Annotated in this window: 24 protein-coding genes and 3 tRNA genes; 16 read left to right on the top strand and 11 right to left on the bottom strand. The window is 25.9% G+C overall.

Features of this window, described 5'->3' with window-relative positions:
- Window positions 1–50 precede the first annotated feature (50 nt).
- Window positions 51–1,097, top strand: coding sequence for an OmpA family protein (locus tag BAKON_RS01680; protein WP_014499480.1), 1,047 nt, complete (start codon window positions 51–53; stop codon window positions 1,095–1,097).
- Window positions 1,098–1,190: 93 nt separating this feature from the next.
- Here BAKON_RS01680 and BAKON_RS01675 read toward each other — a convergent pair.
- A tRNA-Ser gene (locus BAKON_RS01675) sits at window positions 1,191–1,275 on the bottom strand.
- A 162-nt stretch (window positions 1,276–1,437) separates the two neighbouring features.
- Between BAKON_RS01675 and BAKON_RS03235 the strand changes: the two genes are divergently transcribed.
- Together BAKON_RS03235 and BAKON_RS01670 are read left to right on the top strand one after the other, a co-directional pair.
- A tRNA-Cys gene (locus BAKON_RS03235) sits at window positions 1,438–1,508 on the top strand.
- A gap of 14 nt (window positions 1,509–1,522) precedes the next feature.
- A tRNA-Leu gene (locus tag BAKON_RS01670) sits at window positions 1,523–1,609 on the top strand.
- A 17-nt stretch (window positions 1,610–1,626) separates the two neighbouring features.
- Here the strand turns inward: BAKON_RS01670 and BAKON_RS01665 are convergent.
- Window positions 1,627–2,400 (bottom strand): class I SAM-dependent methyltransferase, encoded by a 774-nt coding sequence (locus BAKON_RS01665; RefSeq protein WP_264357809.1) that lies wholly within the window; start codon window positions 2,398–2,400, stop codon window positions 1,627–1,629.
- A gap of 35 nt (window positions 2,401–2,435) precedes the next feature.
- Window positions 2,436–2,588, bottom strand: a complete 153-nt coding sequence (locus BAKON_RS03310) for a hypothetical protein (RefSeq protein WP_264357808.1) — start codon at window positions 2,586–2,588, stop codon at window positions 2,436–2,438.
- A 313-nt stretch (window positions 2,589–2,901) separates the two neighbouring features.
- Between BAKON_RS03310 and minC the strand changes: the two genes are divergently transcribed.
- Genes minC through minE form a run of 3 tightly spaced genes read left to right on the top strand, consistent with a single transcriptional unit; the run spans window position 2,902 to window position 4,705 of the window.
- On the top strand, window positions 2,902–3,612 hold the full coding sequence (minC, locus tag BAKON_RS01655) for a septum site-determining protein MinC (RefSeq protein ID WP_014499479.1): 711 nt from the start codon (window positions 2,902–2,904) through the stop codon (window positions 3,610–3,612).
- Between the two features lie 26 nt (window positions 3,613–3,638).
- A complete protein-coding gene (gene minD / locus BAKON_RS01650; protein WP_014499478.1) occupies window positions 3,639–4,451 on the top strand; it encodes a septum site-determining protein MinD in 813 nt (270 codons plus the stop codon).
- Between the two features lie 2 nt (window positions 4,452–4,453).
- Window positions 4,454–4,705, top strand: coding sequence for a cell division topological specificity factor MinE (minE, locus tag BAKON_RS01645; protein ID WP_014499477.1), 252 nt, complete (start codon window positions 4,454–4,456; stop codon window positions 4,703–4,705).
- A gap of 153 nt (window positions 4,706–4,858) precedes the next feature.
- Here the strand turns inward: minE and tsaB are convergent, their stop codons facing one another.
- From tsaB to zwf, 5 genes are all read right to left on the bottom strand, one after another.
- The gene (tsaB, locus tag BAKON_RS01640; protein WP_014499476.1) at window positions 4,859–5,521 is read right to left on the bottom strand and encodes a tRNA (adenosine(37)-N6)-threonylcarbamoyltransferase complex dimerization subunit type 1 TsaB; all 663 of its coding nucleotides are present in this window, start codon (window positions 5,519–5,521) and stop codon (window positions 4,859–4,861) included.
- Between the two features lie 65 nt (window positions 5,522–5,586).
- The gene (locus tag BAKON_RS01635) at window positions 5,587–7,167 is read right to left on the bottom strand and encodes a TerC family protein (RefSeq protein ID WP_014499475.1); all 1,581 of its coding nucleotides are present in this window, start codon (window positions 7,165–7,167) and stop codon (window positions 5,587–5,589) included.
- A gap of 252 nt (window positions 7,168–7,419) precedes the next feature.
- On the bottom strand, window positions 7,420–7,629 hold the full coding sequence (gene cspE, locus BAKON_RS01630) for a transcription antiterminator/RNA stability regulator CspE (protein ID WP_014499474.1): 210 nt from the start codon (window positions 7,627–7,629) through the stop codon (window positions 7,420–7,422).
- Between the two features lie 341 nt (window positions 7,630–7,970).
- Window positions 7,971–8,849, bottom strand: coding sequence for a protease HtpX (gene htpX, locus BAKON_RS01625; RefSeq protein WP_014499473.1), 879 nt, complete (start codon window positions 8,847–8,849; stop codon window positions 7,971–7,973).
- Between the two features lie 183 nt (window positions 8,850–9,032).
- A complete protein-coding gene (zwf, locus tag BAKON_RS01620; protein WP_014499472.1) occupies window positions 9,033–10,508 on the bottom strand; it encodes a glucose-6-phosphate dehydrogenase in 1,476 nt (491 codons plus the stop codon).
- A 294-nt stretch (window positions 10,509–10,802) separates the two neighbouring features.
- Between zwf and pyk the strand changes: the two genes are divergently transcribed.
- From pyk to znuB, 3 genes are all read left to right on the top strand, one after another.
- Complete coding sequence (pyk, locus tag BAKON_RS01615) at window positions 10,803–12,245, top strand: pyruvate kinase (RefSeq protein ID WP_014499471.1); 1,443 nt, start codon at window positions 10,803–10,805, stop codon at window positions 12,243–12,245.
- A gap of 991 nt (window positions 12,246–13,236) precedes the next feature.
- Window positions 13,237–13,953 carry a zinc ABC transporter ATP-binding protein ZnuC gene (znuC, locus tag BAKON_RS01610; RefSeq protein ID WP_014499470.1) on the top strand — a complete coding sequence of 239 codons (717 nt, stop codon included), beginning with the start codon at window positions 13,237–13,239 and terminating at the stop codon, window positions 13,951–13,953.
- A gap of 32 nt (window positions 13,954–13,985) precedes the next feature.
- Complete coding sequence (gene znuB, locus BAKON_RS01605) at window positions 13,986–14,774, top strand: zinc ABC transporter permease subunit ZnuB (protein ID WP_014499469.1); 789 nt, start codon at window positions 13,986–13,988, stop codon at window positions 14,772–14,774.
- 13 nt (window positions 14,775–14,787) lie between these two features.
- On the opposite strand, the gene aspS is transcribed toward znuB, so the two are convergent.
- From aspS to trxB, 3 genes are all read right to left on the bottom strand, one after another.
- Entirely contained in the window at window positions 14,788–16,554 is a 1,767-nt protein-coding gene (gene aspS / locus BAKON_RS01600) for an aspartate--tRNA ligase (protein ID WP_014499468.1), read from the bottom strand.
- Window positions 16,555–16,724: 170 nt separating this feature from the next.
- Window positions 16,725–16,943, bottom strand: coding sequence for a translation initiation factor IF-1 (infA, locus tag BAKON_RS01595; RefSeq protein ID WP_014499467.1), 219 nt, complete (start codon window positions 16,941–16,943; stop codon window positions 16,725–16,727).
- Between the two features lie 104 nt (window positions 16,944–17,047).
- Window positions 17,048–18,007 carry a thioredoxin-disulfide reductase gene (gene trxB, locus BAKON_RS01590; RefSeq protein ID WP_014499466.1) on the bottom strand — a complete coding sequence of 320 codons (960 nt, stop codon included), beginning with the start codon at window positions 18,005–18,007 and terminating at the stop codon, window positions 17,048–17,050.
- A 309-nt stretch (window positions 18,008–18,316) separates the two neighbouring features.
- Between trxB and serS the strand changes: the two genes are divergently transcribed.
- From serS to tpiA, 7 genes are all read left to right on the top strand, one after another.
- The gene (serS, locus tag BAKON_RS01585) at window positions 18,317–19,600 is read left to right on the top strand and encodes a serine--tRNA ligase (RefSeq protein WP_014499465.1); all 1,284 of its coding nucleotides are present in this window, start codon (window positions 18,317–18,319) and stop codon (window positions 19,598–19,600) included.
- A gap of 38 nt (window positions 19,601–19,638) precedes the next feature.
- On the top strand, window positions 19,639–20,724 hold the full coding sequence (gene serC, locus BAKON_RS01580) for a 3-phosphoserine/phosphohydroxythreonine transaminase (protein WP_014499464.1): 1,086 nt from the start codon (window positions 19,639–19,641) through the stop codon (window positions 20,722–20,724).
- A gap of 62 nt (window positions 20,725–20,786) precedes the next feature.
- Window positions 20,787–22,070, top strand: coding sequence for a 3-phosphoshikimate 1-carboxyvinyltransferase (gene aroA / locus BAKON_RS01575; RefSeq protein ID WP_014499463.1), 1,284 nt, complete (start codon window positions 20,787–20,789; stop codon window positions 22,068–22,070).
- A 54-nt stretch (window positions 22,071–22,124) separates the two neighbouring features.
- Window positions 22,125–22,781, top strand: a complete 657-nt coding sequence (cmk, locus tag BAKON_RS03200) for a (d)CMP kinase (protein WP_014499462.1) — start codon at window positions 22,125–22,127, stop codon at window positions 22,779–22,781.
- Window positions 22,782–22,909: 128 nt separating this feature from the next.
- On the top strand, window positions 22,910–24,586 hold the full coding sequence (rpsA, locus tag BAKON_RS01565; RefSeq protein ID WP_014499461.1) for a 30S ribosomal protein S1: 1,677 nt from the start codon (window positions 22,910–22,912) through the stop codon (window positions 24,584–24,586).
- Between the two features lie 91 nt (window positions 24,587–24,677).
- A complete protein-coding gene (ihfB, locus tag BAKON_RS01560; RefSeq protein ID WP_014499460.1) occupies window positions 24,678–24,962 on the top strand; it encodes an integration host factor subunit beta in 285 nt (94 codons plus the stop codon).
- A gap of 109 nt (window positions 24,963–25,071) precedes the next feature.
- Entirely contained in the window at window positions 25,072–25,836 is a 765-nt protein-coding gene (tpiA, locus tag BAKON_RS01555; protein WP_014499459.1) for a triose-phosphate isomerase, read from the top strand.
- The last annotated feature ends 8 nt before the right edge of the window (window positions 25,837–25,844 follow it).

The following is a 25,844-nucleotide window of genomic DNA, read 5'->3' as shown; positions in this document are numbered from 1 at the left end:
ATACAAATTTCATATTTCTTATAATTCATCTAAAAACATTGGAGTTTCAAATGAAAAAACGAGCTCTTGCTATCGCCTTTTTATTAGTAAGCTTAGTGACATCTGTTCAAGCTGAAGAAAAAAATGGATGGTATCTAGGTACAAAAATGGGATGGTCTCATTTTAATCCTTTAAAATATGATTTTAATAATTATCAAATTAACAAGAATGATTCTATAACAAATAATTTTAGTGCTCCAATTATTGGTTTATTTTTAGGATATGAATTTAATCCATATTTTGGTTTTGAAATAGAAAATGATACAAATGGTTTTTTTCCTCATTTTATGTTCCAAAATAAAAAAGAACATATGCAATCTAATAGTGTTCAGCTAGCGACTAAATTATCATATCCCATAACAAATGATTTTCATTTTTATACTAGATTAGGTGGAATAATTTCGTGGGACGATCTAGCTTCTAAAAACACTTTAAGAAATTTATTGAGCAAAGAAAGTTCATTATTTCCTAGTCTTTCTTTAGGAGCAGAGTATATTTTTAATGAACAAATTATTACTAGATTAGATTATACTTGGAAAAATAGCGTTAAAAATTTAGTAGATTTATCTTTTAAACCTACTATAGGAGATATTGCTTTATCTATTGGATGGAAGTTTGGAAAATCCTACATAAGTGATATTTTTTCATCTTATGATCCTGAATTATCAAATACGCAATATAGTGTATTAAATGAAAATATAAATTTTCCTTTTAATAGTACAGAATTAAAACCTATTTCTTATGATAAACTTAACAAGTTAGAAGATGATATTAAGGATATGAAATTGAAAAATATTTCTATTATTCTTTTAGGACATTCTGATAAAATAGGTAATGATCAATATAATCAAAAACTATCTGAAGATCGTGCTTATAGTATTAAAAACTATTTAACGTCTCGTGGTTTTTCTAGAGATAAAATAACTGTTAAAGGAATGGGGAATTTATATCCATTAACTAATCAAGTATGTAAAGATATAGTAAATAAGCCTTTACTAGTTAGTTGTTTAGCTCCGGATCGTCGTGTAGAAATTGAAGTATTATCTAATATTGAATAATTTTATTTAGTATAGATCAAATTTTTTACAGTTTAATTTATAAAAATTTTCAATTATGAGTAGAAGTCTAATATTTGTTAATGCATTAATTTTCGGAGAGAGAGAGATTCGAACTCTCGGACGATTGCTCGTCGGCGGTTTTCAAGACCGCTGCCTTAAACCGCTCGGCCACCTCTCCGTAAATATACAAAATAATTTAAATAAATTATTAGTCTTATAATAAATCATTATACTATTTATTGCAAAGATAATTTTGTTTTATTTAATACAAATTAATTGTTTGAAAATAATTCATTTTTTATTTGTAATTTTCATTTTTTTTTCCTATAATAACATTATAGGCGTGTTGACAGATTGGCTATGTAGCGGATTGCAAATCCGTATAACCCGGTTCGATTCCGGGATACGCCTCTAAAATTGTTTATGCCCGGATGGTGAAATTGGTAGACACAAGGGACTTAAAATCCCTCGGCTTTATAGCTTTGCGGGTTCAAGTCCCGCTCCGGGTACCAAAATGTCAAATTATTACTTAATTCAAAAAAGCTTGATATACTTTGTATCCACTCTCTTTTTTTAGTACATTATATTTTTTAAAAAATTTTTTCAATAGAACATTGTATTTAAAACAACTATTTGTTACAAACCTTAATTCTCCTTTGAAATTTAGATATTTTCTAGAGCTAGATATTATTTCTTCTATTATATTTAAATCTATCTTTAAATCGTTATGAAATGGTGGATTAGAAATAATCAAATCAAATTTTTTAAAAATATTTGAGTATAAATTGCTAGATATTACTTCCGCCTGAAATTTATTAATATCAAGTGTAGCTTGACTACATTTTAAAGCAGATATGTCATTGTCAACTAAAGTTAAAGTTACATTGCTTGAAAGATATAATAAATATGCCGACAAAAACCCTGTACCACAACCAATATCTAAAACCTTTCCAGTTATCTCCCCTGAAAAAGTAGAGGCAAGCAATTTACTACCTAAATCTACTTTTTTATGACCAAAAACTCCTGGTAATGACTTTATAATTAATTTTTTCCATATATGTGTTTTAAAAAAATCTTCTAATATAAAAATTGTCTTTTTTTGAATAAAACCTGAGAATAGAATAGAATGTTTTGCATTATCTACTTTATTTAATTCAATCCATTTTTTTAAGATTAATGGAGCACTTCTTATTCCACTATCATTATTTCCTACAATAAATATTTCAGTATTAATTGGAAAACATGAAATAATATTCATTAATTGAAATTGTGCTTCAGATTTATCTTTAGGCCAATAATATATTATTGTATCGTAGTTTTTGATTATTTTTCGAGAAACTAAAAAATTATTATAAATACTAATATTTTTAATATTTTTTTTTTCAAATAAATATAATTACTATATTTTTGACAGTTTATTTTAGTGCCAATAGTAGAGAGATATAAAGGAAATTTATCTTGTATATTTCCCGAAAAAAAAACTTTTTTCATTTGAAATATTTTACTATGACGTAGTATGAGTTGACTATTTTTAGATAATAACAAAATAATACACTTCCTTATAAAATTTAATAAATATATATTTTACAACTATATTTATTAAAGCTTTTTATATTCATTTAATAAGATTTTTTTTATATATATTTTTATTTTTAACATAAAAATAGAAATTGTTATCATGTGTTATTTATATTATAATTTTATTGCATGAAATTTTATTAATTATCATAAAATATAAAAAATAAAAATTATATTAATAAATAAATTTTATATGCATATAAGTTAATATTATTGAGCAATAAATATGCAAAAAAAATCTATCGAAATTAAAGGCCGCAATTTTACATTATTAGTATTGTATTTAAACAATCAAAATATAGATTTAATTAATCAATCATTATATAAAAAAACTCAAGAATGTCCAAAATTTTTTAAGAATGCACCTATTATTGTGAATGTATCAGGATTATGCAATACAGCAGATTGGAAAAAAATACAAGCAATTATCATTTCTCATGGTTTTTCTGTTATAGGCGTAAGTGGTTGTCAAGACAGTACATTAAAAAAAAATATTATTGATTCAGGATTACCTGTTTTATCTGAACGAAAAAAGAATAAATCTCATTTTTTTTCTAATTTTTATATTAATTCTGAAAAAAACAAAAAAGAAACAATTAATCAAGTTGAAAAAACTCATATTATAGATATACCTGTACGTTCAGGTCAAAAAATTTATGCTAAACATGCTGATTTAATAGTTATTAATAATGTTAGTGCTGGAGCTGAACTAGTAGCAGATGGAAACATTCATATTTATGGTATAGTTCGGGGTAGAGTTCTTGCAGGTGCTAATGGAGATACATCAAGAAAAATATTTTGCACAGGATTATTTGCCGAATTAGTTTCTATATCTGGGGAATATTGGTTATCAGACCAGATACCATCAGAATTTATTGGAAAATCAGCTCAAATTTACTTAAAAAATAAATTTTTAACTATCAATTCTCTCAGTTAAGTATGCTTTTTTAAGGAAATTCTTATATGACACGGATTATTGTAGTAACTTCAGGGAAAGGAGGTGTAGGTAAAACTACTTCCAGTGCAGCTATTGCAACGGGTTTAGCACGGAAAGGTAAAAAAACAATTGTTATAGATTTTGATATAGGATTAAGAAATTTAGATTTAATTATGGGATGTGAACGTAGAGTAGTGTATGATTTCATTAATGTTATTCAGGGTGATGCAACACTTAATCAGGCTATAATTAAAGATAAAAAAACAAGTAATTTATTTATCCTTCCTGCATCACAAACTCGAGATAAAGATGCTTTAACTTGTATTGGAGTGGAAAAGGTTTTAACAGAACTAATAAAAATGGAATTTGATTTTATTATTTGCGATTCACCAGCAGGAATTGAAACAGGTGCTATTTTAGCCATATATTTTGCAGATGAAGCTATTATTACTACTAATCCTGAAGTATCTTCAGTACGAGACTCTGATCGAATATTAGGAATAATCGCATCTAAATCAAAAAGATCCGAACAAAATAAAACTCCTATAAAAGAATATCTTTTATTAACACGTTATAATCCTAAACGTGTTAACAGAGGAGAAATGTTAAGTATGACAGATGTTTTAGATATTCTTCAAATACCTATAATAGGTGTTATCCCAGAAGATGCATCAGTTCTTCGTGCATCGAATCAGGGGGAATCTATAATATTAGATGTCAATTCAAATGCAGGATACGCTTACAGCGATACTGTAAATCGACTACTAGGCGAAGAACATAAGTTTCGCTTTATTGAAGAAGAAAAAAAAAGTTTTTTACAACGTTTATTCGGGAGATAGATATGGCTTTATTGGATTTTTTTTTATCCCGGAAGAAAAATACTGCTAATGTTGCAAAAGAGAGATTACAAATAATTGTAGCAGAACAAAGAAGATATAATAATGAACCAGATTATTTTCCACAATTAAAACGTGAAATACTATCTGTAATTTGTAAATATGTAAATATAGAACCAAATATGGTAACTGTTCAATTAGAACAAAAAAGTGAAGATATTTCTATATTAGAATTAAATATTATTTTGCCTGATTAAATTATTAAATAAAACGTATTTTTTAAAATAAAAAAATTAAAATGAATATTTTATTTTTTTATCATTTAGTACTAATTTAGTTCAATCAATACTGAAGTATATTGAATATTTCAGCATTGATTGTTTTTTATGTTATATAAACCATAATCTTTTTTAGAATTGGTTATATAAATAATTAATACTATTATCTTCAGATGATAAATTTTTGTTTTTTATTTTCCATAAAGAAAAGGGAATTATATCTTTTGCATTAGGCAGAAAACATTGAATCTTATTGACATGTAAAAAATGTTTAAATTCAATTATTTGATATTCATTGCTCACAAGAGTCCATTTTGTTTTTAAATCATTAATTTTATTTTTAATTGACTCTTTTTTTAATAAAAATTCAGTATTTTCTCCTATCCAAATAGATTCCTTATTTCTTGTGTATTTAGCCCAGTATACTTCTGTTTTTTTTGCATTAATCATAACTATTATTTTTTTTTCTTTATATTTTCGCCATGCTTTTTCGGCCATAATAGCTAAAGTAGAAATACTGATTATAGGAATTTTTAAACTGATAGATAAACTTTGTGCAATACTTGCTGCAATGCGTATACTTGTGAAATTTCCAGGTCCCTTAGCAAAAGCAACATAATTTAGTTCTTTAAATTTTGTTTTTGTTTGAAATAATATTTCTTGAATCATAGGCAATATTTGTATAGTATGTTTTTTTTTACATTTCTCTGATATAGAATAAACGCATTCGTTTTTATATACAGCAACTGAGCAACAATCAATCGAGCTATCAAGTGCTAAAATTATATTAGACATATTTTTCTCAAAGAATTAATTTAATTTTTAAAAAACACTGTATATTGCTTTCAATGATTATAAAATTATTTAGATATCTCTTGATTGTCATTTTGATTTTTCGTAATTCTCACTAGATCAATACGATATTCTGTAGCTTTAATTATATGAAAATGAAAAGGATAAATATAAATTATTTCTCCTGGAAGAGGTAATTGACCCTTTTGAGCAATTAATAAACCTCCTAAAGAAGCATAATTGTTTTCTTTAATTAATTCTTCAGTATTAAGTAATTGCTGTAATGAATGTAAATCAGTTTCGCCTTTTACTAACCAACTGTTATTTTCTTTTATAATATCAGGCGTTTCATCAGCATCTGGAAATTCTCCTGCTATCGCTTCTAAAACGTCTAAGGGAGTAATTAATCCCTGCACTACTCCAAATTCATTGCTAACGATCACAAAACTACCTTGAGCACGACGAAGCACACCAAGAAGGTTGATAGGATCGAGAGTATCTGGTATAATAATAGGTAAAATTTTTCTAGAAAAGGTAGATACATCTATTTTTTTTTCGATAGCTACTAACAATTCTTTAGCTCGCACAATACCTATTATTTCATCTAGTTCTCCTTTACATACCGGAAATAAACTATGCGGTGTATCTAATAATTGCATTCGAATTTCATCATTATTTTTTTCTGTATTTACCCAAGAAATATTACTTCGTGGAGTCATAATGCTTCTAATAGATCGTCCAGACAATGTAAGAACTCCATTAATCATATATCTTTCTTCATCTTTAAATGTTTCTATTTCTTTTGAAGATTGAATAGAAGTAGTTTGATTGTTATTTTTTGTTATTTTTTTTGTTTGTTTTTTTTTATTTTGTTCTCCCACCATTAATCTTAGGATAGCTTCAGCTGCTCTTTGTTTCATCGGCCTTCTAGATTGATTTTTCATAAAATTATGGCGTGCTATTTGATTAAAAATTTCGATTAAAATTGAAAATCCTATTGCAGCATACAAATATCCTTTTGGAATACAAAATCTTAATGCTTCTGTAACTAAACTAAAACCAATCATTAATAGAAAGCTAAGACATAGCACTACTACTGTTTGATGAAGATTGATAAAGTTAGTTAATGCTTTTGATGCTAATGACATTAACAACGTTGCTAATATAACTGCTATCATCATAATTAACAACTGATTAACCATACCTACAGCCGTTATTATTGCATCCAAAGAAAAAACTGCATCTAATACTACTATTTGAATTACTACAGCCCAAAAACCTGCATAATTTTTATTTTCTGAATTTTCATGATGATTATTTTCTAATCTTTCGTGAAGCTCCATTGTAGTTTTAAATAATAAAAAAAAACCACCAAATAGGAGAATAATATCACGTATTGATAAAGAAAAAAATCTATTATGAACAATAGGAGAATTAAGCGTTACAATCCAAGATATTAATGATAGTAATGCTAAACGCATTATTAATGCTAATCCTAAACCGATTAAACGTGCTTTATCTCTTTGATGAGGAGGTAGTTTTTCTGATAAAATTGCCACAAAAATCAAATTATCAATTCCTAATACTACTTCTAGTATAACTAGTGTTAATAAGCCGGCCCAAGTTGACGGGTCTAAAAAAAACTCCATCAGAAAAACTCCATAAAAAATAGGATGTATCGATTTATTATATCTAGAAGATTAAAAATATTTTTGATAAAAATAGGTTATGTGAATGAATATATTTTGAAGAATTAATTTGTGAAGTTATTGTTTGTTTAAAATGATATAAAAATATATTTTTTTAGAAAAAATCATATTATTTTTTGAGGATTTAAAAAACGAAGTCCTCTGATTTTTTAGCAGAGGGCTTTTAAAAATTTTTTATTGATTTATCTATTTTTATACGGAAAAAACATTGACTGCAGCTGGACCTTTTTGTCCATCTTGAATTTCAAATTCAACATTTTGTCCTTCAGTTAATGTTTTAAATCCATTTCCTTGAATTGAAGAAAAATGAACAAAAACATCTTTGCTTCCGTCTGATGGTGTGATAAAACCAAAACCTTTAGATTCGTTGAACCACTTAACTTGACCTTTAATCTTAGCCATTTTGTAACTTCCTTAAGAATATTTATCAGTCTTATTGCTAATTTACGGAGAAAACAGAAACATTACTGTATGAGGCATGAATTTAAGATTTGGCAAGAGAAGCTGTATCAACGTCTTTACTCTAAACTTTTTTAAATTTAATATTCTATGCATAACAGGATTGTAACTTATTTTTACCTAAAAAATTTCATTAATAAAAAGCATAATATTTTTGCATTATATCATTTTTATATAAAAATGCAAGTGTAAATTTATTTAAAAAAATAATTTTTCTATTTGGAATTCATTTTTTCTTAATAGAAATATAAAAATATATTTCTATTAAGTGAAGTTAGATTTTACTACATATATTCTTTATTATGTAAAGCCTCTATTCTTTTATCTAAAGAAGGATGAGACGCAAATAAATTTAAAAAAGAGTTAGTTCTTCCATTTATACAAAGTGCGATCATACTATCAGATTCTTGAGGTTCATGACTTGTTTTTAAACGATTCAAAGCAGAAATCATTTTTTCACGACCTACCATTTTTGCAGAACTTGCATCAGCATAAAATTCACGATGCCTAGAGAACCACATTGTAATAATGCTAGCTAAAATACCAAAAATTAATTCTAAAAATGTAGAAATCAAAAAATATACAAAAGGATTTTTTTCTTCTGTGTTATTTTCATGGCGATTGCTTGTCATTATATTACTAATGATTTGTGAAAGAATACGAGATATAAAAATTACAAAAGTATTAACGACACCTTGAACTAATGTCATAGTGATCATATCGCCATTGGCAATATGACTAATTTCATGAGCAATTACTGCTTCTGCTTCACTACGAGTCATGTTTTCTAATAATCCCGTAGAAACAGCGATTAAAGCAGAATTTCGACGGGCGCCTGTTGCAAATGCATTAATATCTGTTGCATGATATACTGCTATTTGAGGCATAATAATACCCCTTTGAATAGATTGTGCACGAACAGTATTTATAAGCCAATTTTCTATATCATTTCGAGGATGAGTTATGATTTCACCATTAATCGAGCGTAAGGCAATCCATTTTGATAGAATTAATGATAAAATAGAGCCACTAAAACCAAATAGACCTGACATGATTAATAAACCATAAATATTATTAGATTGAATACCTGTCAGGAAAAGAATCAGACTGAATATTAACATAACTGCTAAATTAGTTAATAAGAAAAGAATAATACGTGTCATAAGATATTATCTTCCTAAGATTAGCAAAATAGATATTTTACATAAATTTAAAATTCAATATTTTCTAATATCAAAATATATAAATATTTTATTTTTTTATTTATTAAAATATTAAAAAATTAATTTTTAAGCTATCATATTTATCTTAATTAAGTCAAGATAGATGAATTTTTTAATATTTTTTTAGTTGAATTCATACCAATAACGACTGTCATGAAAAAGCAATAGATCTGAATCTTTAGGTCCCCAAGTTCCAGACATATATAATTGAGGAATATTATTTTCAGTCTGTTGCCATCCATCTATAATGGGATCTATCCATTTCCATGCTTCTTCCACTTCATCACGACATACAAATAAAGATTGCACACCTCTCATGCATTCAAATAATAATCTTTCATAAGCATCGATTAAATTCTTAGAATATTTTTCATCGAAATCAACAGATTGTAATTGAGAATTTTCTAAATTGTATTCTTTTTCTAATCCTGGTATTTTATTTACAAAATCAAACGTAATATTTGGTTGTGGTTCTAAACGTATAATTAATTTATTTTGTAATAATTCTAAATTTGAACTTTTAAATAAGTTTATTGGCATTTTTTTAAAAAAAACTACGATTTCAGAGTATTTATGCGCTAAACGTTTGCCTGTTCTTAAATAAAATGGAACTCCAGACCATTTTTTGTTATTGAGATCAACTTTTATAGCCACAAAAGTTTCGGTGCAACTGTTTTTTTTTGCATTTTTTTCTTTTATATAAGAAGGTACTTGCTCTCCTTTAATAAATCCAGAAGAATATTGACCTCGAACAGTTTTTTTATTTATATTGTTAACGTTAATAGGTTTTAAAGCACGTAGTATTTTTACTTTTTCATATCGAATACTTTCAGAGGTCATATTGCTTGGTTGATCCATTGCAAGAATTGTTAATATTTGTAAAAGATGGTTTTGTACCATATCCCTCATTTGTCCCATCATATCAAAGTAATTCCATCTACCTTCAATTCCTACTTCTTCAGATACAGTAATTTGAATATGATCAATTGTTTTATTATTCCAATTATGAAAAAAAAATGCATTAGCAAATCGTAAAGCAAGGAGATTCAATATTGATTCTTTTCCAAGATAATGATCAATACGAAAAATTTGAGATTCTAAAAAATATTTAGAAATTTGATTATTAATTTTTTTAGATGTTTGCAAACAAGTTCCTAATGGTTTCTCTAAAACTATACGTGATGAAATAGAATTTAAATTTGCATTTCCTAAACCTATAAAGATAGAATCTAATGTATTAGGAGGAACAGCGCAATAATAAATAATAATATTTTTTTTTTGATTTAATATTTCTTTTAATCTAAAAAAATGTACTAGTTTCTGGACATCGATATTACAAAAATATATTCGAGAACTGAATTTTTTCCAAATAAAATCGTCCATTTCTTCATTTAAAAATTTTTTTATTGCTGTTTTTGCTATTTTTATATAATCTTGTGTACTCCAATCAGCACGACCAGCACCAATAATACGTGTACATTCATGTATTTTTTTAGATTTTTCTAATTTATATAAAGCAGGTAATAGTTTTCTTGTTGTTAAGTCTCCTTTAGCACCAAAAATTACTAAATCGCAAGCTTGATTTATTTCTATGATCATAATTTTCTCTTTTTTAAAATTTGCGTATAAAATTTAAAATTTTAATGCAATAATTTAAATAATAGCATTTACGCGAAAATTTTTATAAATTTTTTAAGATATACATGCAAAGTTTTTTTTAAAATACACTGTTATTTAAGTAATTTTATTTTTTATAATATACATCATCTAAAAAAATGTTTTCATTAATTTTACTAAATAACTTCACAAAAACAAATAAATATTTTAGATAACTAATATTTTTATAAAAATATAAAAAATATTTTTTAAAAATTTTTTAAAAGGTGTGTTTTTATGTTGAATCGATTAAGAAGAACAAAAATTGTAGCTACTTTAGGACCCTCGACAGATATTGATAATAATTTAGAAAAAATCATTCATGCCGGTGTTAATGTTCTTCGATTTAATTTTTCTCATGGTTTAGAAAATGAACATAAATTAAGAGCAAAAAAAGCAAGAGAAATAATGAGAAATTTAAATTGTCATATTGCATTACTAGGTGATTTACAAGGGCCTAAAATTCGAATTTCTAAATTTGAAAAAAATAATATTTTTTTAAATATTGGTGATTTTTTTGTATTAGATGCAACTTTAGGTCAAAATAATGGAACTAAAGAACGAGTAGGTATTGATTATAAACAATTACCATATGACTTAAAAGTAGGTGATATACTATTATTAGATGATGGAAGAATACAATTAAAAGTGATAAAATCTACTCATGATGAAATATTAACAAAAGTGGTTATAGGGGGAATTCTTTCTAACAATAAAGGTATTAATAAGTTAGGTGGTGGTTTATCTGCAAATGCATTAACTGAAAAAGATAAAAAAGACATAATTCTTGCAGCTGATATTGATGTAGATTATTTAGCAATATCTTTTCCAAGATGCGGTGATGACTTAAAAGAAGCAAGAAAACTAGCTAAAAAATCCGGAAGCAATGCCAAAATTGTTGCAAAAATAGAACGTGCAGAAGCTGTAATGAACCAAAATACTATAGAAGATATAATCTTAGCATCAGATGCAATTATGATAGCTAGAGGAGATTTAGGCGTAGAAATTGGTGATTCTGAACTAGCAGGTATTCAAAAAAAATTAATCAGAACTGCTAGACAATTAAATAGAATAGTTATTACTGCAACACAGATGATGGAATCAATGATTACAAATCCATTGCCTACTCGTGCAGAAGTAATGGATGTAGCTAATGCTGTTTTAGATGGTAGTGACGCAGTCATGCTTTCAGCTGAAACAGCATCTGGTAAATATCCATCCGAAACTGTTATAAAAATGGCAAAAATTTGTAAAGGAGCGGAAAAAGTACCTAGCATTAATGTCTCTAGACACCGTCTTAATGCAAAATTTAATGATATTGAAGAAGCAATTGCTATGTCAGCTATGTATGTTGCTAATCATTTAAAAGGAATTACAGCAATTATAACGATGACAGAATCAGGAAAAACTGCACTTATGACATCTAGAATTACATCTGGATTACCTATTTTTGCTTTATCAAAAAATAATAAAACTTTAAATTTAGCAACTCTTTATAGAGGCGTTACTCCTATATACTTTAATAGTATGAATAATGGTTTTAAAGCTGCTAATGAAGCCATTATGCTTTTGTGTAATCAAGGCTTTTTATGCAGTGGTGAATTAGTGATTATAACTCAAGGTGATATTATGGGAAGAATAGGAAAAACTAATACTAGTAGAATCTTAAAAGTTATATAATATCTTTTTTGATTATGTATTTTATAATAAAAAAATTATAAAACAATATTTTTTGAGAATTATTTATTTTAAAATATAAAAGATGCATATTTATTATGTAATAAATTTCCGATATAACATTTATCTACTTATATTTTTAAAAATTTAATTATTATTAATAATATTCAATAAGATTATTCGTTAGTATGTTTTGGTAAGATTTTTTTGAATATTTTATCATATTTTTTTTATATTTAATTCTTCTTACAAAACGAATTATAACCAGATTATGAATTATTCTAAGTTAAATTTATTTTAAATTATTAAAAATATTATATTAATTTGTTTACTTAAAATAAAAAAATTATTCCGTTTTTTTGATTTTTATCATTTTATATAATGATATTTTTCAAATAAATCTTGTTTTTTTCTTAAAAAAAATTTTTTTTATTAAAAAAGTGTGATATTTTGAAATAAATACAAAAAATAGTTATTATTGAATGATATGGCCATTTTTTTTTTGAAAAAAATATTAATTTAAAGATTGAATAATTCTAGAAGATATTTTATTTTCATATTTTTTATACATATTTATTTTAAAAAACACAAAAAAATTTTATTTCAATGATAGTCTTACTATATATATTTAAATACGCATATATTTTATTTTTAAAATTTATTTTTTTAATTTATAAAAATTTTTTATAAAAAATCTTACATAGATATTATTTTTAATTTTTTTAAAAAATCCATTATTTTCTTATTTTTATATCTCATGCATATTAAAAATAATTTTTTATTATAGTATAATTACTTATAGTAAGTTTTTTTATTTATTTTTTTGCAGAATATATATTCTACTAATCTTAATATTTCAGATGTAGCTATAATTAGAATTTAAATAATAATATATTAATGATTAATGCAGTATTTTAATTTTTAATGTAATATTGATGTTTATTTTAAAAAAAATATCTTATCATATCAAGATTTAAAAAAAATTTATAAAACCATGTTTGAATTTATAAAATTAAAAAACGTTTATGTAAATTTATCTAATCGTTCTATTCTTACTAATATATCGTTATCTTTAATTCCCAATCGTGTTCTTACTCTAATTGGACCTAACGGCGCGGGCAAATCTACTTTAGTGCGTATTATTTTAGGCTTAATAAAACCTGATTCAGGCACGATTATGCGTTCATATAATTTATCTATTGGTTATGTACCTCAAAAATTAAATCTTAACACTTTATTACCTTTGACAGTAGAACGATTTATGAAGTTATCTCAAAAAACAAACAATGTAAAAATATCAGATATTTTAAAACGTGTAAAAGCAGAATCCTTGAAATCTTGTCAGTTACAACAGTTATCTGGCGGAGAAATGCAACGAGTTCTTTTAGCTAAAGCTTTATTAAAAAGTCCTAATTTATTAGTTTTAGATGAACCTACGCAAGGAGTAGATGTAATGGGACAATTAGATTTATATAGTCTAATTAATGAAATTCGAAATGAGTTAAAATGTTCTATTTTAATGGTTTCTCATGATCTAAATTTTGTTATGGCTAAAACAGATGATGTGATTTGTTTAAATAATCATATTTGTTGTTCTGGAACTCCTGAAACTGTTTGTAACAATTTAGAATTTATTTCTATATTTGGATTTAAACGTGTACAGGAATTAGCAGTTTATCATCATGATCATAATCATACTCACAATTTTTAAATATTTAATAACATAATTATAGAGTGGTTGTTATGTTTGAACTAATTTCTCCAGGATGGTTTGCAGGTATTATACTAGCTTTGACAACTGGTCCATTAGGTTCATTTATAGTTTGGCGTCGAATGTCATCTTTTGGTGATACCCTATCGCATTCTTCTTTACTTGGTATAGCAGTGTCTATTGCATTTAATATTAATTCATTTTATGCTCTTTTTTTTCTAATGACTTTAATTGCAATTATTTTAGCATGGTTAGAAAAATTGTTACCTGTTTCATTAGAAGTAATATTGAATATAATCTCGCATAGTTCACTATCTTTAGGAATGGTTTGCATGAATTTAATGTCTGCTAATAAAAAAATAGATATTACAAGTTATTTATTTGGTGATTTATTATCTGTCAAAAAATATGATTTAATTATCATTTCCATAACAAGTATCATAATACTTAGTATTTTATTTTTTCGTTGGAATTCTATTTTATCGGCAACTATTAATGAAGAATTGGCTCAAATAGATGGTGTAAATATTTTTCTTGTTCGCTTGACTGTAATGTTAATGACCGCTTTTACTATTGCCATATCTATTAAATTCGTCGGTGCATTACTGATCACTTCTTTATTAATTATCCCACCTGCAACTGCACAACATTTTTCAGGTTCTCCAGAAAAAATGGTCATTATTGCTATTATAATAAGCATTGTATCTGTTACAGGAGGAGTATCTCTATCTGTTTTGTATAATACACCAGCTAGTCCATCTATTGTTTTATTTTCTTCGTTTTTATGTTTATTGGCTAATATAAAAAAGTATTTTTTTTGAAAATATAAAAAAATTAATATCTATTTTTTGAAATTTTTATAGCTAGTTCTTGTAATATTGAATTCTCTATTGTACTAGGAGAATTTGTCATTAAACAAGTTGCTGATGTTGTTTTTGGAAAAGCAATAACATCTCTAATATTTTTACTGTTAGTCAAAAGCATAACTATTCTGTCTAGACCTAAAGCAATTCCTGCATGTGGCGGAGCACCATATTTTAATGCTTCTATTAAAAACCCAAATTTTTCATTTTGTACTGATTCTTTTATTCCAATAATATCAAATACTTTTTTTTGCATATTAAAATCATGAATCCGCACTGAACCTCCACCGATTTCATAGCCATTTATAACAAGATCATAGCTGTCTGAAATAGCAAGATCAGGTGCATTTATTAATTTTTTTATATCCATATTTTTTACTGCAGTAAATGGATGATGAATAGAGGAAAATTTTCCTTCTTTATCTTGACTAAACATAGGAAAATTTACTATCCAAACTGGTTTCCAACTATTTTTTATCGTAATATCGAGATCAATTCCTAATTTTAAACGCAACATGCCAAGAGATTTATTGACAATATGTTCCTGATCAGCTATTAAAAATAATATATCCCCGTTTTTTGCTTTACTTTTTTTTATTATTTTTTTTAAAATTATCTCATCTAAAATATTTTTCATAGAACTATGAATGATCGTATGTCCAATATTGTTTTCTGTTACTTTTATATAAAATAATTTTTTTATATTAAATATTTTTATATATTGATCGTAAGTTTCAATTTTCTTTCGACTTAAATCAGCGCCACCAGGGATACATAATAATGCTATTCGATTATTTTTTTTGGAATCTAAACTAAAAAATAATGTAAATTTTTTATTTTTAAATAAACTGGATACATCAATAATTTCAATTGGATTTCGTAAATCAGGTTTGTCTGATCCATATTTTTTCATTGATTCATAAAAAGATATTTTAGGAAATTTTTTTAAATTAATATTTATTATTTTTAACCAAATTTTTTTTATGAGTTTTTCTACTAAATCACGAACTTTTTTAGCATCCATAAAAGAAACTTCAATATCAATTTGTGTGAATTCTGGTTGTCGATCTGAACGTAAATCTTCATCACGAAAACATTTTACTATTTGATAGTATCTATCTATACCAGAAATCATTAACAATTGTTTAAATAATTGAGGAGACTGAGGCAATGCATAAAATTTTCCATAATGATTTCGACTTGGTACTAAATAATCTCTAGCACCTTCTGGTGTAGATTTTGTTAAAAGAGGAGTCTCAATATCTAAAAAATTTTTTTTTGTCATGAAATTTCTTATTAAATAAGTAATTTTATTTCTTATTTTAAGATTTTCTAAAATATTAAAAGAACGTAGATCTAGATATCGATATTTTAGTCTTGCATCATCATTATTGTTTTGTGTATAATTTAACGGCAACGATTTTGAAATATTCAAAATATTTAATGTATTAGCTAATATTTCTATTTCTCCAGTACTAATTTTTATATTTTTATTTTTTTCTGTTCTTTTTTTAACTACACCAGAAATTTGAATACAAAATTCATTTCTTAAATATAAAGCTTTTTGAAAAGTTATATTATTTTTTAATTCAAAAATAATTTGAACAAGACCAGTATAATCTCTCATGTCAACAAAAATAAATTGACCAAAATTTCTTATTTTATGTACCCATCCACATAATGTTACTGTTTTGTTTAAATGAATTATTCGAATATTTCCACAATATTTAGTACGCATAAATTCTCTTTAAAATTTTTTATGTCTTATAAAAATAATAAAAATGTTTTTATTTTTTAAAAAGATTTTTTCAAAAGATAAGTTTTGAGGAGGTGAATTTTATTTTTTCAGAAAATAATTGATTTTATATCTTTTATATTTTATAATTCGATTTTCTCTCTTAATGTCTATTAACGACTTCTAAAAATAATTCTTCCTTTAGTTAAATCGTACGGTGTTAGCTCAACAGTCACTTTGTCTCCTGTTAATATTCTAATGTAATTCTTTCTCATTTTTCCTGAAATGTGTGCAGTAATGACATGTTTGTTTTCTAGTTCAACACGAAACATTGTATTTGGTAATGTGTCTATTACGACTCCTTGCATTTCAATGTTTTCTTCTTTAGACATCTTATTCTCGTTTTTTCAAAAATATTGAATTTATTATATCAGATACTAGTCATATTGACTAGTATGTTTTTATCATATAACGATTTGGCTAGATATAAATTTTTTTACATTAAAGAATTAAGATAACGTTCACTATCTAATGCTGCCATACAACCACTAGCAGATGATGTGATTGCTTGTCTATATACATGATCTATTACATCTCCCGCGGCAAATACACCAGGTATACTTGTCTGAGTATAATTTCCATGCGTTTCACGCATTACTTCAATATAACCATCTTTCATTTTTAATTTATTGATAAATATATCTGTATTAGGAGTGTATCCAATTGCAACAAATATTCCTGAAACTTTAATATTTAACTCTTTTTCTTTTTGTAAATTTTTTTGTTCAATCAATACATTAGTAACTCCGGTAGAATTTCCTAATATGTTTTTTACAGTAGAATTTAAATAAATTATTACTTTTTTATTTTTTATTTTTTTAGCTAATCTATCAAGTAAAATTTTTTCAGCGCTAAAATTGATTCCACGATGTATTAAATGAACTTTTTCAACAAAATTTGATAAATATAATGTTTCTTCTATAGCTGTGTTTCCTCCACCTACAACTGCAACTTCTTTTGCTTTGTAAAAGAAACCATCACATACGGCACATGTTGAAACACCTTTTCCTTTAAATAAACTCTCTGATTTTAATCCTAAATAACGGGGATTTGCTCCAGTAGCAATAATAACTGAATCAGCAGTGTATTCTCTGTTTTCACCTATTAAATGAAAAGGTTTTTTGTCAAAATTCACTGATTTTATATTATCAGAGATAACTTTAGTATTGAGTTTGATGACATGTTCATGCATGCGTTCCATTAATTCTAAACCACTTATCTTATTAGCATCTCCTGGCCAATTTTCAATTTCATCAGTGTTCATTAATTGTCCTCCCTTGTTTATTCCAGTAATCAAAGCAGGTTTTAAATTAGCTCTTGAAGCATATATTGCTGCAGTATATCCAGCTGGTCCAGAACCTAAAATAATTATTCTACTGTGTTTAATATTAAACATATTAAATTTCCTAAAAATAAAAATAAGTATGACTAAGTTAATTGAGAATATAATAAATATTATAATTTTTATATATTACTAAAAACAAATTATTTGAAAAAATAAATAATTTTATATTTAATAAGATTATTCATACACAATGCTATTATATTGTTTTTTAATATTATAAAATACGTCTTACTATGTTAAATATATAATTTAATTTAAAAAATATTTATTTCATATATTAAAAATAAATTAAATATTTTAATCTTTATATTATTGACGTATAAAATAATTTAACAATAATTTAAAAGAGCTAAACATTCTATGTTAAATCCTTATTTATTACGAAACGAATTACACTTAACAGCTAGAAAGCTATTAAAAAAAGGTTATAAATTAGATGTTTCCGCAATATCTTCTATGGAAGATAAAAGAAAAAAATTACAGATTCAAACTGAAAATTTACAATTTAAGCACAATACTTTATCCAATTTAGTCAGAGAATCTAAAATTATCAAGAATGAAAATGAATCCCTAAAAGATAAAGTTATACAGTCAGGTAAAGATTTAGATGCTTCTAAAATAGAGCTTGATAATTTGAAAAAAAAAATACATTATTTTTCTTTGTGTATACCTAATATTCCTTCTGATGACGTACCAGAAGGAAATACATCAAAAAACAATAAAGAAATTAAATATTGGGGTAAAAAAAGGCAATATGATTTTATGGTTCAAGATCATATAACAATAGGAAAAAAATTTAACGAATTAGATTGGAAATCTTCAGCACAAATATCAGGATCACGATTTGTTGTAATGAAGGGCAAAATTGCTCTTTTACATCGTGCACTTGGTCAATTTATGTTAGATTTACATACTGTAGATCATGGTTATATAGAAACTTATGTTCCTTATCTAGTTCGTCCTGAAGCTTTATATGCAACGGGACAATTACCAAAATTTAGTGATGACTTATTTCATATAAATTATGTAAATAAAAAAAATTATATATTAATTCCTACTGGAGAAGTTCCATTAACTAATTTATTTTATAATCAAATAATAGACGAGAAAGATTTACCTATTATGTTAACTGCACATACTCCTTGTTTTCGATCAGAAGCTTCTTCTTATGGACGGGACACTAAAGGACTAATTAGATTACATCAATTTGATAAAGTAGAATTAGTCCAAATTGTTAAACCAGAAAAATCTGTAGAAGCGCTAGAAAAACTTACTAATCATGCTGAAAAAGTTTTACAACTTTTAAAATTACCATATAGAAAAATGCTTTTATGTGCTGGAGATATGGGTTTTACAGCTGTAAAAACTTACGATTTAGAAGTCTGGTTTCCTTCTCAAAAAAAATATAGAGAAGTTTCTTCTTGTTCTAATATGAATGATTTTCAAGCACGTCGTATGAAAGCTCGTTATAGAAAAAAATCTAAAAAAGAGAATCTTTTTGTGCATACATTAAATGGTTCAGGTTTAGCAATAGGTAGAACATTAGCAGCTATTTTAGAAAATTATCAACATTCTGATGGTCGTATAGAAATTCCTAAAATTCTTCAAAAAAAATATATGCAGGGCTTAGAATTTATAAATTAGTTTATTGAGATAATATTTAAAATATAATTGGTGAAATAATGAATGTAGTTTACAACTTTAGTGCTGGTCCAGCTATGATTCCAAGAGATGTTCTTTATCAAGCTAAAAAAGAATTACAAAATTGGAAAAAATCAGGTTCCTCTGTAATGGAGATCAGTCATCGTAGTGAAGAATTTATCCGAGTGGCTTTAGAAGCAGAACAAGATTTAAGGGATTTATTGAAAATACCTGATTCTTTTAAAGTATTGTTTTGTCAAGGTGGTGCCAGAGGGCAATTTTCTGCTATTCCTATGAATTTATTAGGAAACTCAAAAACAGCAGATTATATTAATAGTGGTTATTGGTCGAATTGTGCATTTATAGAAGCTAAAAAATACTGTTCTCCTCAGTCAATATATATTAGAGAAAATCATAATAAGAAAGAATGTCTTTTACCAATGAGGCAATGGAATGTAAGCAATAAATCAGCATATATTCATTATTGTCCTAATGAAACAATAGATGGATTATCTATTTATGAAGAGCCATTCTTTGAAAATAAAATTATTGTTGCAGATTTTTCATCTTTCATCTTATCACGTTTAATTAATATTAAAAATTATGATCTTATTTATGCCGGTGCTCAGAAAAATATTGGTCCTGCAGGTATAACAATAATTATTATTCGTAAAAAACTTATAGGATATTCATCTAAGATAGCTCCTTCTATTTTAGATTATAAAACAATATCAGAACATAATTCTATGTTTAATACACCACCTACATTTGCTTGGTATCTATCAGGATTAGTTTTTAAATGGTTAAAAAAACAAGGTGGTTTAGAAGAAATTGAAAAATTAAATCAAAAGAAATCAGATTTATTATATAAAAAAATAGATAATAGTGAATTTTACATAAATAAAATAGATTCTAAGAATAGATCACAAATGAATGTTGTATTTCATTTAATCAATCCTAAATTAAATACAATTTTTTTAAAAGAAGCTTCTAAATTAGGTTTAAAGTATTTAAGAGGACATAGTATAGTAGGTGGTATGCGTGCATCTATTTATAATGCCATGCCACTAAAAGGAGTTAAATCTTTAATAAAATTTATGTCTTATTTTGAAAATAGATATGGATAAATTATCTTTAATTTATTTCTTAAAATGTTTTTTAACTTTAATTAAATAGAGCAATGTTTATTATGCAAGATTCTTTTAATTTAAAACCAATATCTTATGTTAATGGAACTGTTTTTTTACCGGGTTCAAAAAGTATTTCAAATAGAGTTTTATTACTTTCTTCAATAGCCCAAGGTACAACATGTTTAACTAATTTATTAGATAGTGATGATACACAATATATGCTTAATGCCTTAAAAAAATTAGGCGTTAAATATCATTTATCTGATGATAAAAAAACATGTTATATTCAAGGTATAGGACAAGCTTTTTCTTTGCCTAAACCGGTTTCATTATATTTAGGCAATGCAGGTACTGCTATACGACCTCTACTTGCTATATTATCTTTACATGAAAATGATATTATATTAAGTGGAGATGATAGAATGCATGAAAGACCTATTGAACATCTTGTTGATGCTTTAAAGCAAGGAGGTGCTGTTATAGAATATCAAAAACAAATAGGATATCCTCCGATACGCACAAAGGGTGGTTTTATTGGAGGTTCTATTTTTTTGCATGGAAATATTTCTAGTCAGTTTTTAACATCATTATTAATAAGTTCTCCGCTTGCGCTAAAAGATACTACAATTTTTATAAAAGGAAATTTAGTTTCTAAACCTTATATTGATATTACACTTAATTTAATTAAACATTTTGGAGTAAATATTGAACATAATTCTTATAATGTATTCTATATAAAAGGGCAACAAAAATATAAAACACCAGGCAACTATATAATTGAAGGGGATGCGTCTTCAGCTTCTTATTTTTTAGCTGCTGCAGCTATAAAAGGTGGTTCAATCAAAGTTACTGGTGTTGGAAAAAAAAGTATTCAAGGAGATATAGAATTTGCAAATGTTCTTGAAAAAATGGGAGCAATAATTGATTGGGAAGACTATTCTATTACTTGTACTCGTAATAAGTTGAATGCAATAGATTTAGATATGAATCATATTCCTGATACAGCAATGACTATTGCAATGGTGGCTCTTTTTTCAAAAGGTACAACAGTTATCAGAAATATATATAACTGGCGAGTTAAAGAAACTGATCGTTTATCTGCAATGACTATAGAATTAAGAAAAATTGGTGCTATAGTTAAAGAAGGAAAAGATTTTTTATCTATTTCTCCTCCTATTTTATTTAAATATTCTAATATTAACACTTATAATGATCATCGTATGGCTATGTGTTTTTCGCTTATATCTTTATCTGAAATAGGTGTAAATATACTGAATCCAGAGTGTATTTCAAAAACTTTTCCATCTTATTTTAAAGATTTTTTATCTATTAGTAAAATCTGACGAATTTTATAAAATTTTTTTGAGTAGGACTATTCTATATATTAAAGATAAAATATGATAAATAAAATTCCGGTTATTACTATTGACGGTCCTAGTGGTGTTGGTAAAAGCACTCTTTCTAAAATAATATCTGATAAGTTAAATTGGTCGTTATTAGAGTCAGGAAAAATTTATCGATTAGTAGCATGTTTAGCACTAAAAGAAAATATTTCTATTATTGAAAAAAATATTATTAATTTATTAAATAATTTAGATGATTCATTAATTAAAAAAAAAAATATTAATTTTTTTTATAATTCAAGAAATATTAATATAATTAGCGAAATTTCTTCTCAATTATCAGTTTATCCTCGTGTTAGAAAAATTTTATTGAAAAAACAAAGATTAATGAGATGTTTACCAGGTTTAATAGCAGAAGGACGTGATATGGGTACAGTAGTATTTCCAGATGCGGTACTTAAATTCTTTTTAAATGCTGATTTAAAAGTGCGTGTAAAACGAAGAATGTTAGAATTAAAAAAAAATGGTTATCATGCTAATTTTCAAGAATTATTTGCACAAATGAAGAATCGTGACGAACGTGATCAAAATCGATTAATTTCTCCTTTATGCGCAGCAAAAAATGCTATAATATTAGATTCTACTAATATGAGTTTGTTAGAAGTATTTGGAGTGTTAATGAAATATATTATTAAAAAAATAAAAATATGATTAAAAATAAATTTAATATTTGAAATATTACACTCTTTGATAAGGACTATCATAAGACATATAAAATAAGATCATTTTAGCATGAAGTTAAAATGAACATTTAATAAAAATTTTTCAAAATTATCAATATGAACGAATCTTTTGCTCAATTATTTGAAGAATCGCTAAAAGAAATCAAAACTCGTCCAGGTTCAATTATTCGCGGTACTATTGTTTCTATAGAAAAAGATATAGTTTTAGTCGATGCGGGTCTAAAATCTGAATCTGCTATTCCTACTGAACAATTTAAAAATTCTCAAGGTTTATTAGATATTAATATAGGAGATCAAATTGATGTTGCTTTAGATGCAATTGAAGATGGATTTGGAGAAACACTTCTATCTCGTGAAAAAGCAAAACGTCACGAAGCATGGTTAATATTAGAACAAGCTCATGAAAAATCAGAAACAGTTGTTGGAATTATTAATGGTAAAGTTAAAGGCGGCTTTACTGTTGAACTAAATGAGATACGTGCATTTTTACCAGGCTCTTTAGTTGATGTTCGACCAGTTCGAGAAACAATTCATCTTGAAGGGAAAGAACTAGAATTTAAAGTAATAAAATTAGATCAAAAACGCAATAATGTTGTTGTTTCACGTCGTGCTGTAATTGAATCAGAAAATAGTGCTGAAAGAGATCAATTATTAGAAAATTTACAAGAAGGAATGCATGTTAAAGGTATTGTAAAAAATTTAACTGATTATGGAGCTTTTGTAGATCTAGGTGGTGTAGATGGTCTTTTACATATTACTGATATGGCTTGGAAAAGAGTTAAACATCCCAGTGAGATAGTAAATGTAGGAGATGAGATTAATATTAAAATTTTGAAGTTTGATAGAGAAAGAACACGTGTATCATTAGGATTAAAACAATTAGGTGAAGATCCATGGATAGCAATTTCTAAACGTTATCCAGAAGAAACTAAATTAAGTGGCCGTGTGACAAATTTAACTGATTATGGTTGTTTTGTAGAAATTGAAGAGGGAGTAGAAGGTCTTGTACATGTATCTGAAATGGACTGGACTAATAAAAATATTCATCCGTCAAAAGTAGTTGTAGTTAATGATATTGTTGAGGTGATGGTATTAGATATAGATGAAGAACGTCGTCGTATTTCTCTTGGTTTGAAACAATGTAAAATTAATCCATGGAAAGAATTTTCTGAAACTCACAAAAAAGGAGTTCATGTTACTGGAAAAATTAAATCTATTACAGATTTTGGAATTTTTATTGGTTTAAATGGAGGTATTGATGGATTAGTACATTTATCTGATATTTCTTGGATTACGCCTGGTGAAGAGGCAGTGAAAAAATACAAAAAGAATGATGAAATTTCTGCTGTAGTTCTTCAAGTTGATGCAGAAAGAGAACGTATATCTTTAGGTATTAAACAGTTGGAAGAAGACCCTTTTAATGTGTATATTGCCAATCATAAGAAAGGAGCTATTATTACTGGAAAGATTAAATCTTTGGATAAAAAAAATATTATTGTAACATTACCAGAACATTTAGAAGCTATTGTAAAACTATCTGACATCCCCCGTTTAGATTCTGATCAAATAATAAATAAGTTCAAAATTGCAGATGAAATTTCAGTAAAGTTATCTAGCTTTGATCGCAAAAATAGAATAATTTATGTTGTAATTCATATTGCAGATGAAAATGAAAAAAAAGATTTAGTGGCTTCACCTAATAGCAAAACAAATGATGACTCGTTTTCTAATGTTATGACAGAAGCGTTTAAAGCAGCTAAAAACACTGAATAATTACTTTTGTTATAGAAAAATATATTTTTTATATAATTTTTTTTTAAAATATGAAGAAATACATTTTAAAATTTATAAATATAGAGGATTTATGACGAAGTCAGAATTATTCGAAAAAATTGCTGAACAAAGAATTCATATTTCAAATAAAATGATAGAACGTGCTACAAAAGAAATGTTAGAACATATGACTACCTCTTTAGCACAGGGACAAAGAATTGAAATTAGGGGATTTGGTAGTTTTTCTTTACATTATCGTGCTTCTCGTATTGGTCGGAATCCTAAGACTGGAAGAACAGTGAAATTAAATGAAAAATATGTTCCTTATTTTAAACCCGGAAAAAAATTACGCGATAGAGCAAATATATATAAATAATATCTTTTAATATTCTTTACAATAGAAACTAAGTTTACATGATTTCTTTATTTTATAAGAAAGCTTAGTTTCTATTATTATAAAATTATACTTTAGTTAAGGTAGGCAAATGAAAAAATTTTTTATTGCAGCTAATTGGAAATTAAACGGCAATATAAATATGATTTCTAATTTTTTTAAATATTTAAAATTACAATCATCAATTCATTCAAAAAAGAATACAATTATTATTGCTCCTCCAACTATATATTTAGAACGAGTATACAAGGATGTAAGTAACATGAATATTTTTCTTGGTGCACAAAATATAGATATTCATTTAAAAGGAGCCTTTACTGGTGAAACATCAGTTTTAATGCTAGAAGACATAGGAGTAAAATATGTTATCATTGGACATTCTGAAAGACGTTTAATGCATAATGAAACTAATGATATTATTATAAAAAAATTTCATTTAATTAAAGAGTCAAACTTAATACCGATTTTATGTATCGGTGAAACAGAAATAGATAAAAAAAATGGCAAAACTCAAGAAGTTATTACAGAACAATTACATGATATATTTAAAAAAATAGGCAAATCAGCATTTAAAAATACTATAATTGCTTATGAACCTATTTGGGCTATTGGAACAGGTTTATCAGCTGAACCTAAAGATGTACAATTAATACATAAATTTATAAAAAATTACATTGTAAAACATGATTCAATTGATATAAATGATATAATAGTTCAGTATGGAGGTTCTATTAATTATTCTAATGCAAAAAAATTTATGGAGCAACCAGATATCAATGGTTTGTTAATTGGAAATGCTTCTTTAGATCCTGCAGAATTTTGTAGAATTATTAAAATATCTGATCATATTCTTTAAAAGAAACA

Origin of the sequence: Buchnera aphidicola str. Ak (Acyrthosiphon kondoi) (genome assembly GCF_000225445.1) — a bacterium.
Taxonomy (GTDB): Bacteria; Pseudomonadota; Gammaproteobacteria; order Enterobacterales; family Enterobacteriaceae; genus Buchnera; species Buchnera aphidicola_A.
Note: the sequence above shows the minus strand (reverse complement) of the source record. Positions and strands in the feature narration are given on the sequence as shown.

Coding starts and splice junctions, on each gene's coding strand:
- BAKON_RS01680 (WP_014499480.1), top strand. CDS start 51: ATGAAAAAACGAGCTCTTGCTATCGCCTTTTTATTAGTAAGCTTAGTG.
- BAKON_RS03310 (WP_264357808.1), bottom strand. CDS start 2,588: ATGAAAAAAGTTTTTTTTTCGGGAAATATACAAGATAAATTTCCTTTA.
- minC (WP_014499479.1), top strand. CDS start 2,902: ATGCAAAAAAAATCTATCGAAATTAAAGGCCGCAATTTTACATTATTA.
- minD (WP_014499478.1), top strand. CDS start 3,639: ATGACACGGATTATTGTAGTAACTTCAGGGAAAGGAGGTGTAGGTAAA.
- minE (WP_014499477.1), top strand. CDS start 4,454: ATGGCTTTATTGGATTTTTTTTTATCCCGGAAGAAAAATACTGCTAAT.
- tsaB (WP_014499476.1), bottom strand. CDS start 5,521: ATGTCTAATATAATTTTAGCACTTGATAGCTCGATTGATTGTTGCTCA.
- BAKON_RS01635 (WP_014499475.1), bottom strand. CDS start 7,167: ATGGAGTTTTTTTTAGACCCGTCAACTTGGGCCGGCTTATTAACACTA.
- cspE (WP_014499474.1), bottom strand. CDS start 7,629: ATGGCTAAGATTAAAGGTCAAGTTAAGTGGTTCAACGAATCTAAAGGT.
- htpX (WP_014499473.1), bottom strand. CDS start 8,849: ATGACACGTATTATTCTTTTCTTATTAACTAATTTAGCAGTTATGTTA.
- zwf (WP_014499472.1), bottom strand. CDS start 10,508: ATGATCATAGAAATAAATCAAGCTTGCGATTTAGTAATTTTTGGTGCT.
- pyk (WP_014499471.1), top strand. CDS start 10,803: ATGTTGAATCGATTAAGAAGAACAAAAATTGTAGCTACTTTAGGACCC.
- znuC (WP_014499470.1), top strand. CDS start 13,237: ATGTTTGAATTTATAAAATTAAAAAACGTTTATGTAAATTTATCTAAT.
- znuB (WP_014499469.1), top strand. CDS start 13,986: ATGTTTGAACTAATTTCTCCAGGATGGTTTGCAGGTATTATACTAGCT.
- aspS (WP_014499468.1), bottom strand. CDS start 16,554: ATGCGTACTAAATATTGTGGAAATATTCGAATAATTCATTTAAACAAA.
- infA (WP_014499467.1), bottom strand. CDS start 16,943: ATGTCTAAAGAAGAAAACATTGAAATGCAAGGAGTCGTAATAGACACA.
- trxB (WP_014499466.1), bottom strand. CDS start 18,007: ATGTTTAATATTAAACACAGTAGAATAATTATTTTAGGTTCTGGACCA.
- serS (WP_014499465.1), top strand. CDS start 18,317: ATGTTAAATCCTTATTTATTACGAAACGAATTACACTTAACAGCTAGA.
- serC (WP_014499464.1), top strand. CDS start 19,639: ATGAATGTAGTTTACAACTTTAGTGCTGGTCCAGCTATGATTCCAAGA.
- aroA (WP_014499463.1), top strand. CDS start 20,787: ATGCAAGATTCTTTTAATTTAAAACCAATATCTTATGTTAATGGAACT.
- cmk (WP_014499462.1), top strand. CDS start 22,125: ATGATAAATAAAATTCCGGTTATTACTATTGACGGTCCTAGTGGTGTT.
- rpsA (WP_014499461.1), top strand. CDS start 22,910: ATGAACGAATCTTTTGCTCAATTATTTGAAGAATCGCTAAAAGAAATC.
- ihfB (WP_014499460.1), top strand. CDS start 24,678: ATGACGAAGTCAGAATTATTCGAAAAAATTGCTGAACAAAGAATTCAT.
- tpiA (WP_014499459.1), top strand. CDS start 25,072: ATGAAAAAATTTTTTATTGCAGCTAATTGGAAATTAAACGGCAATATA.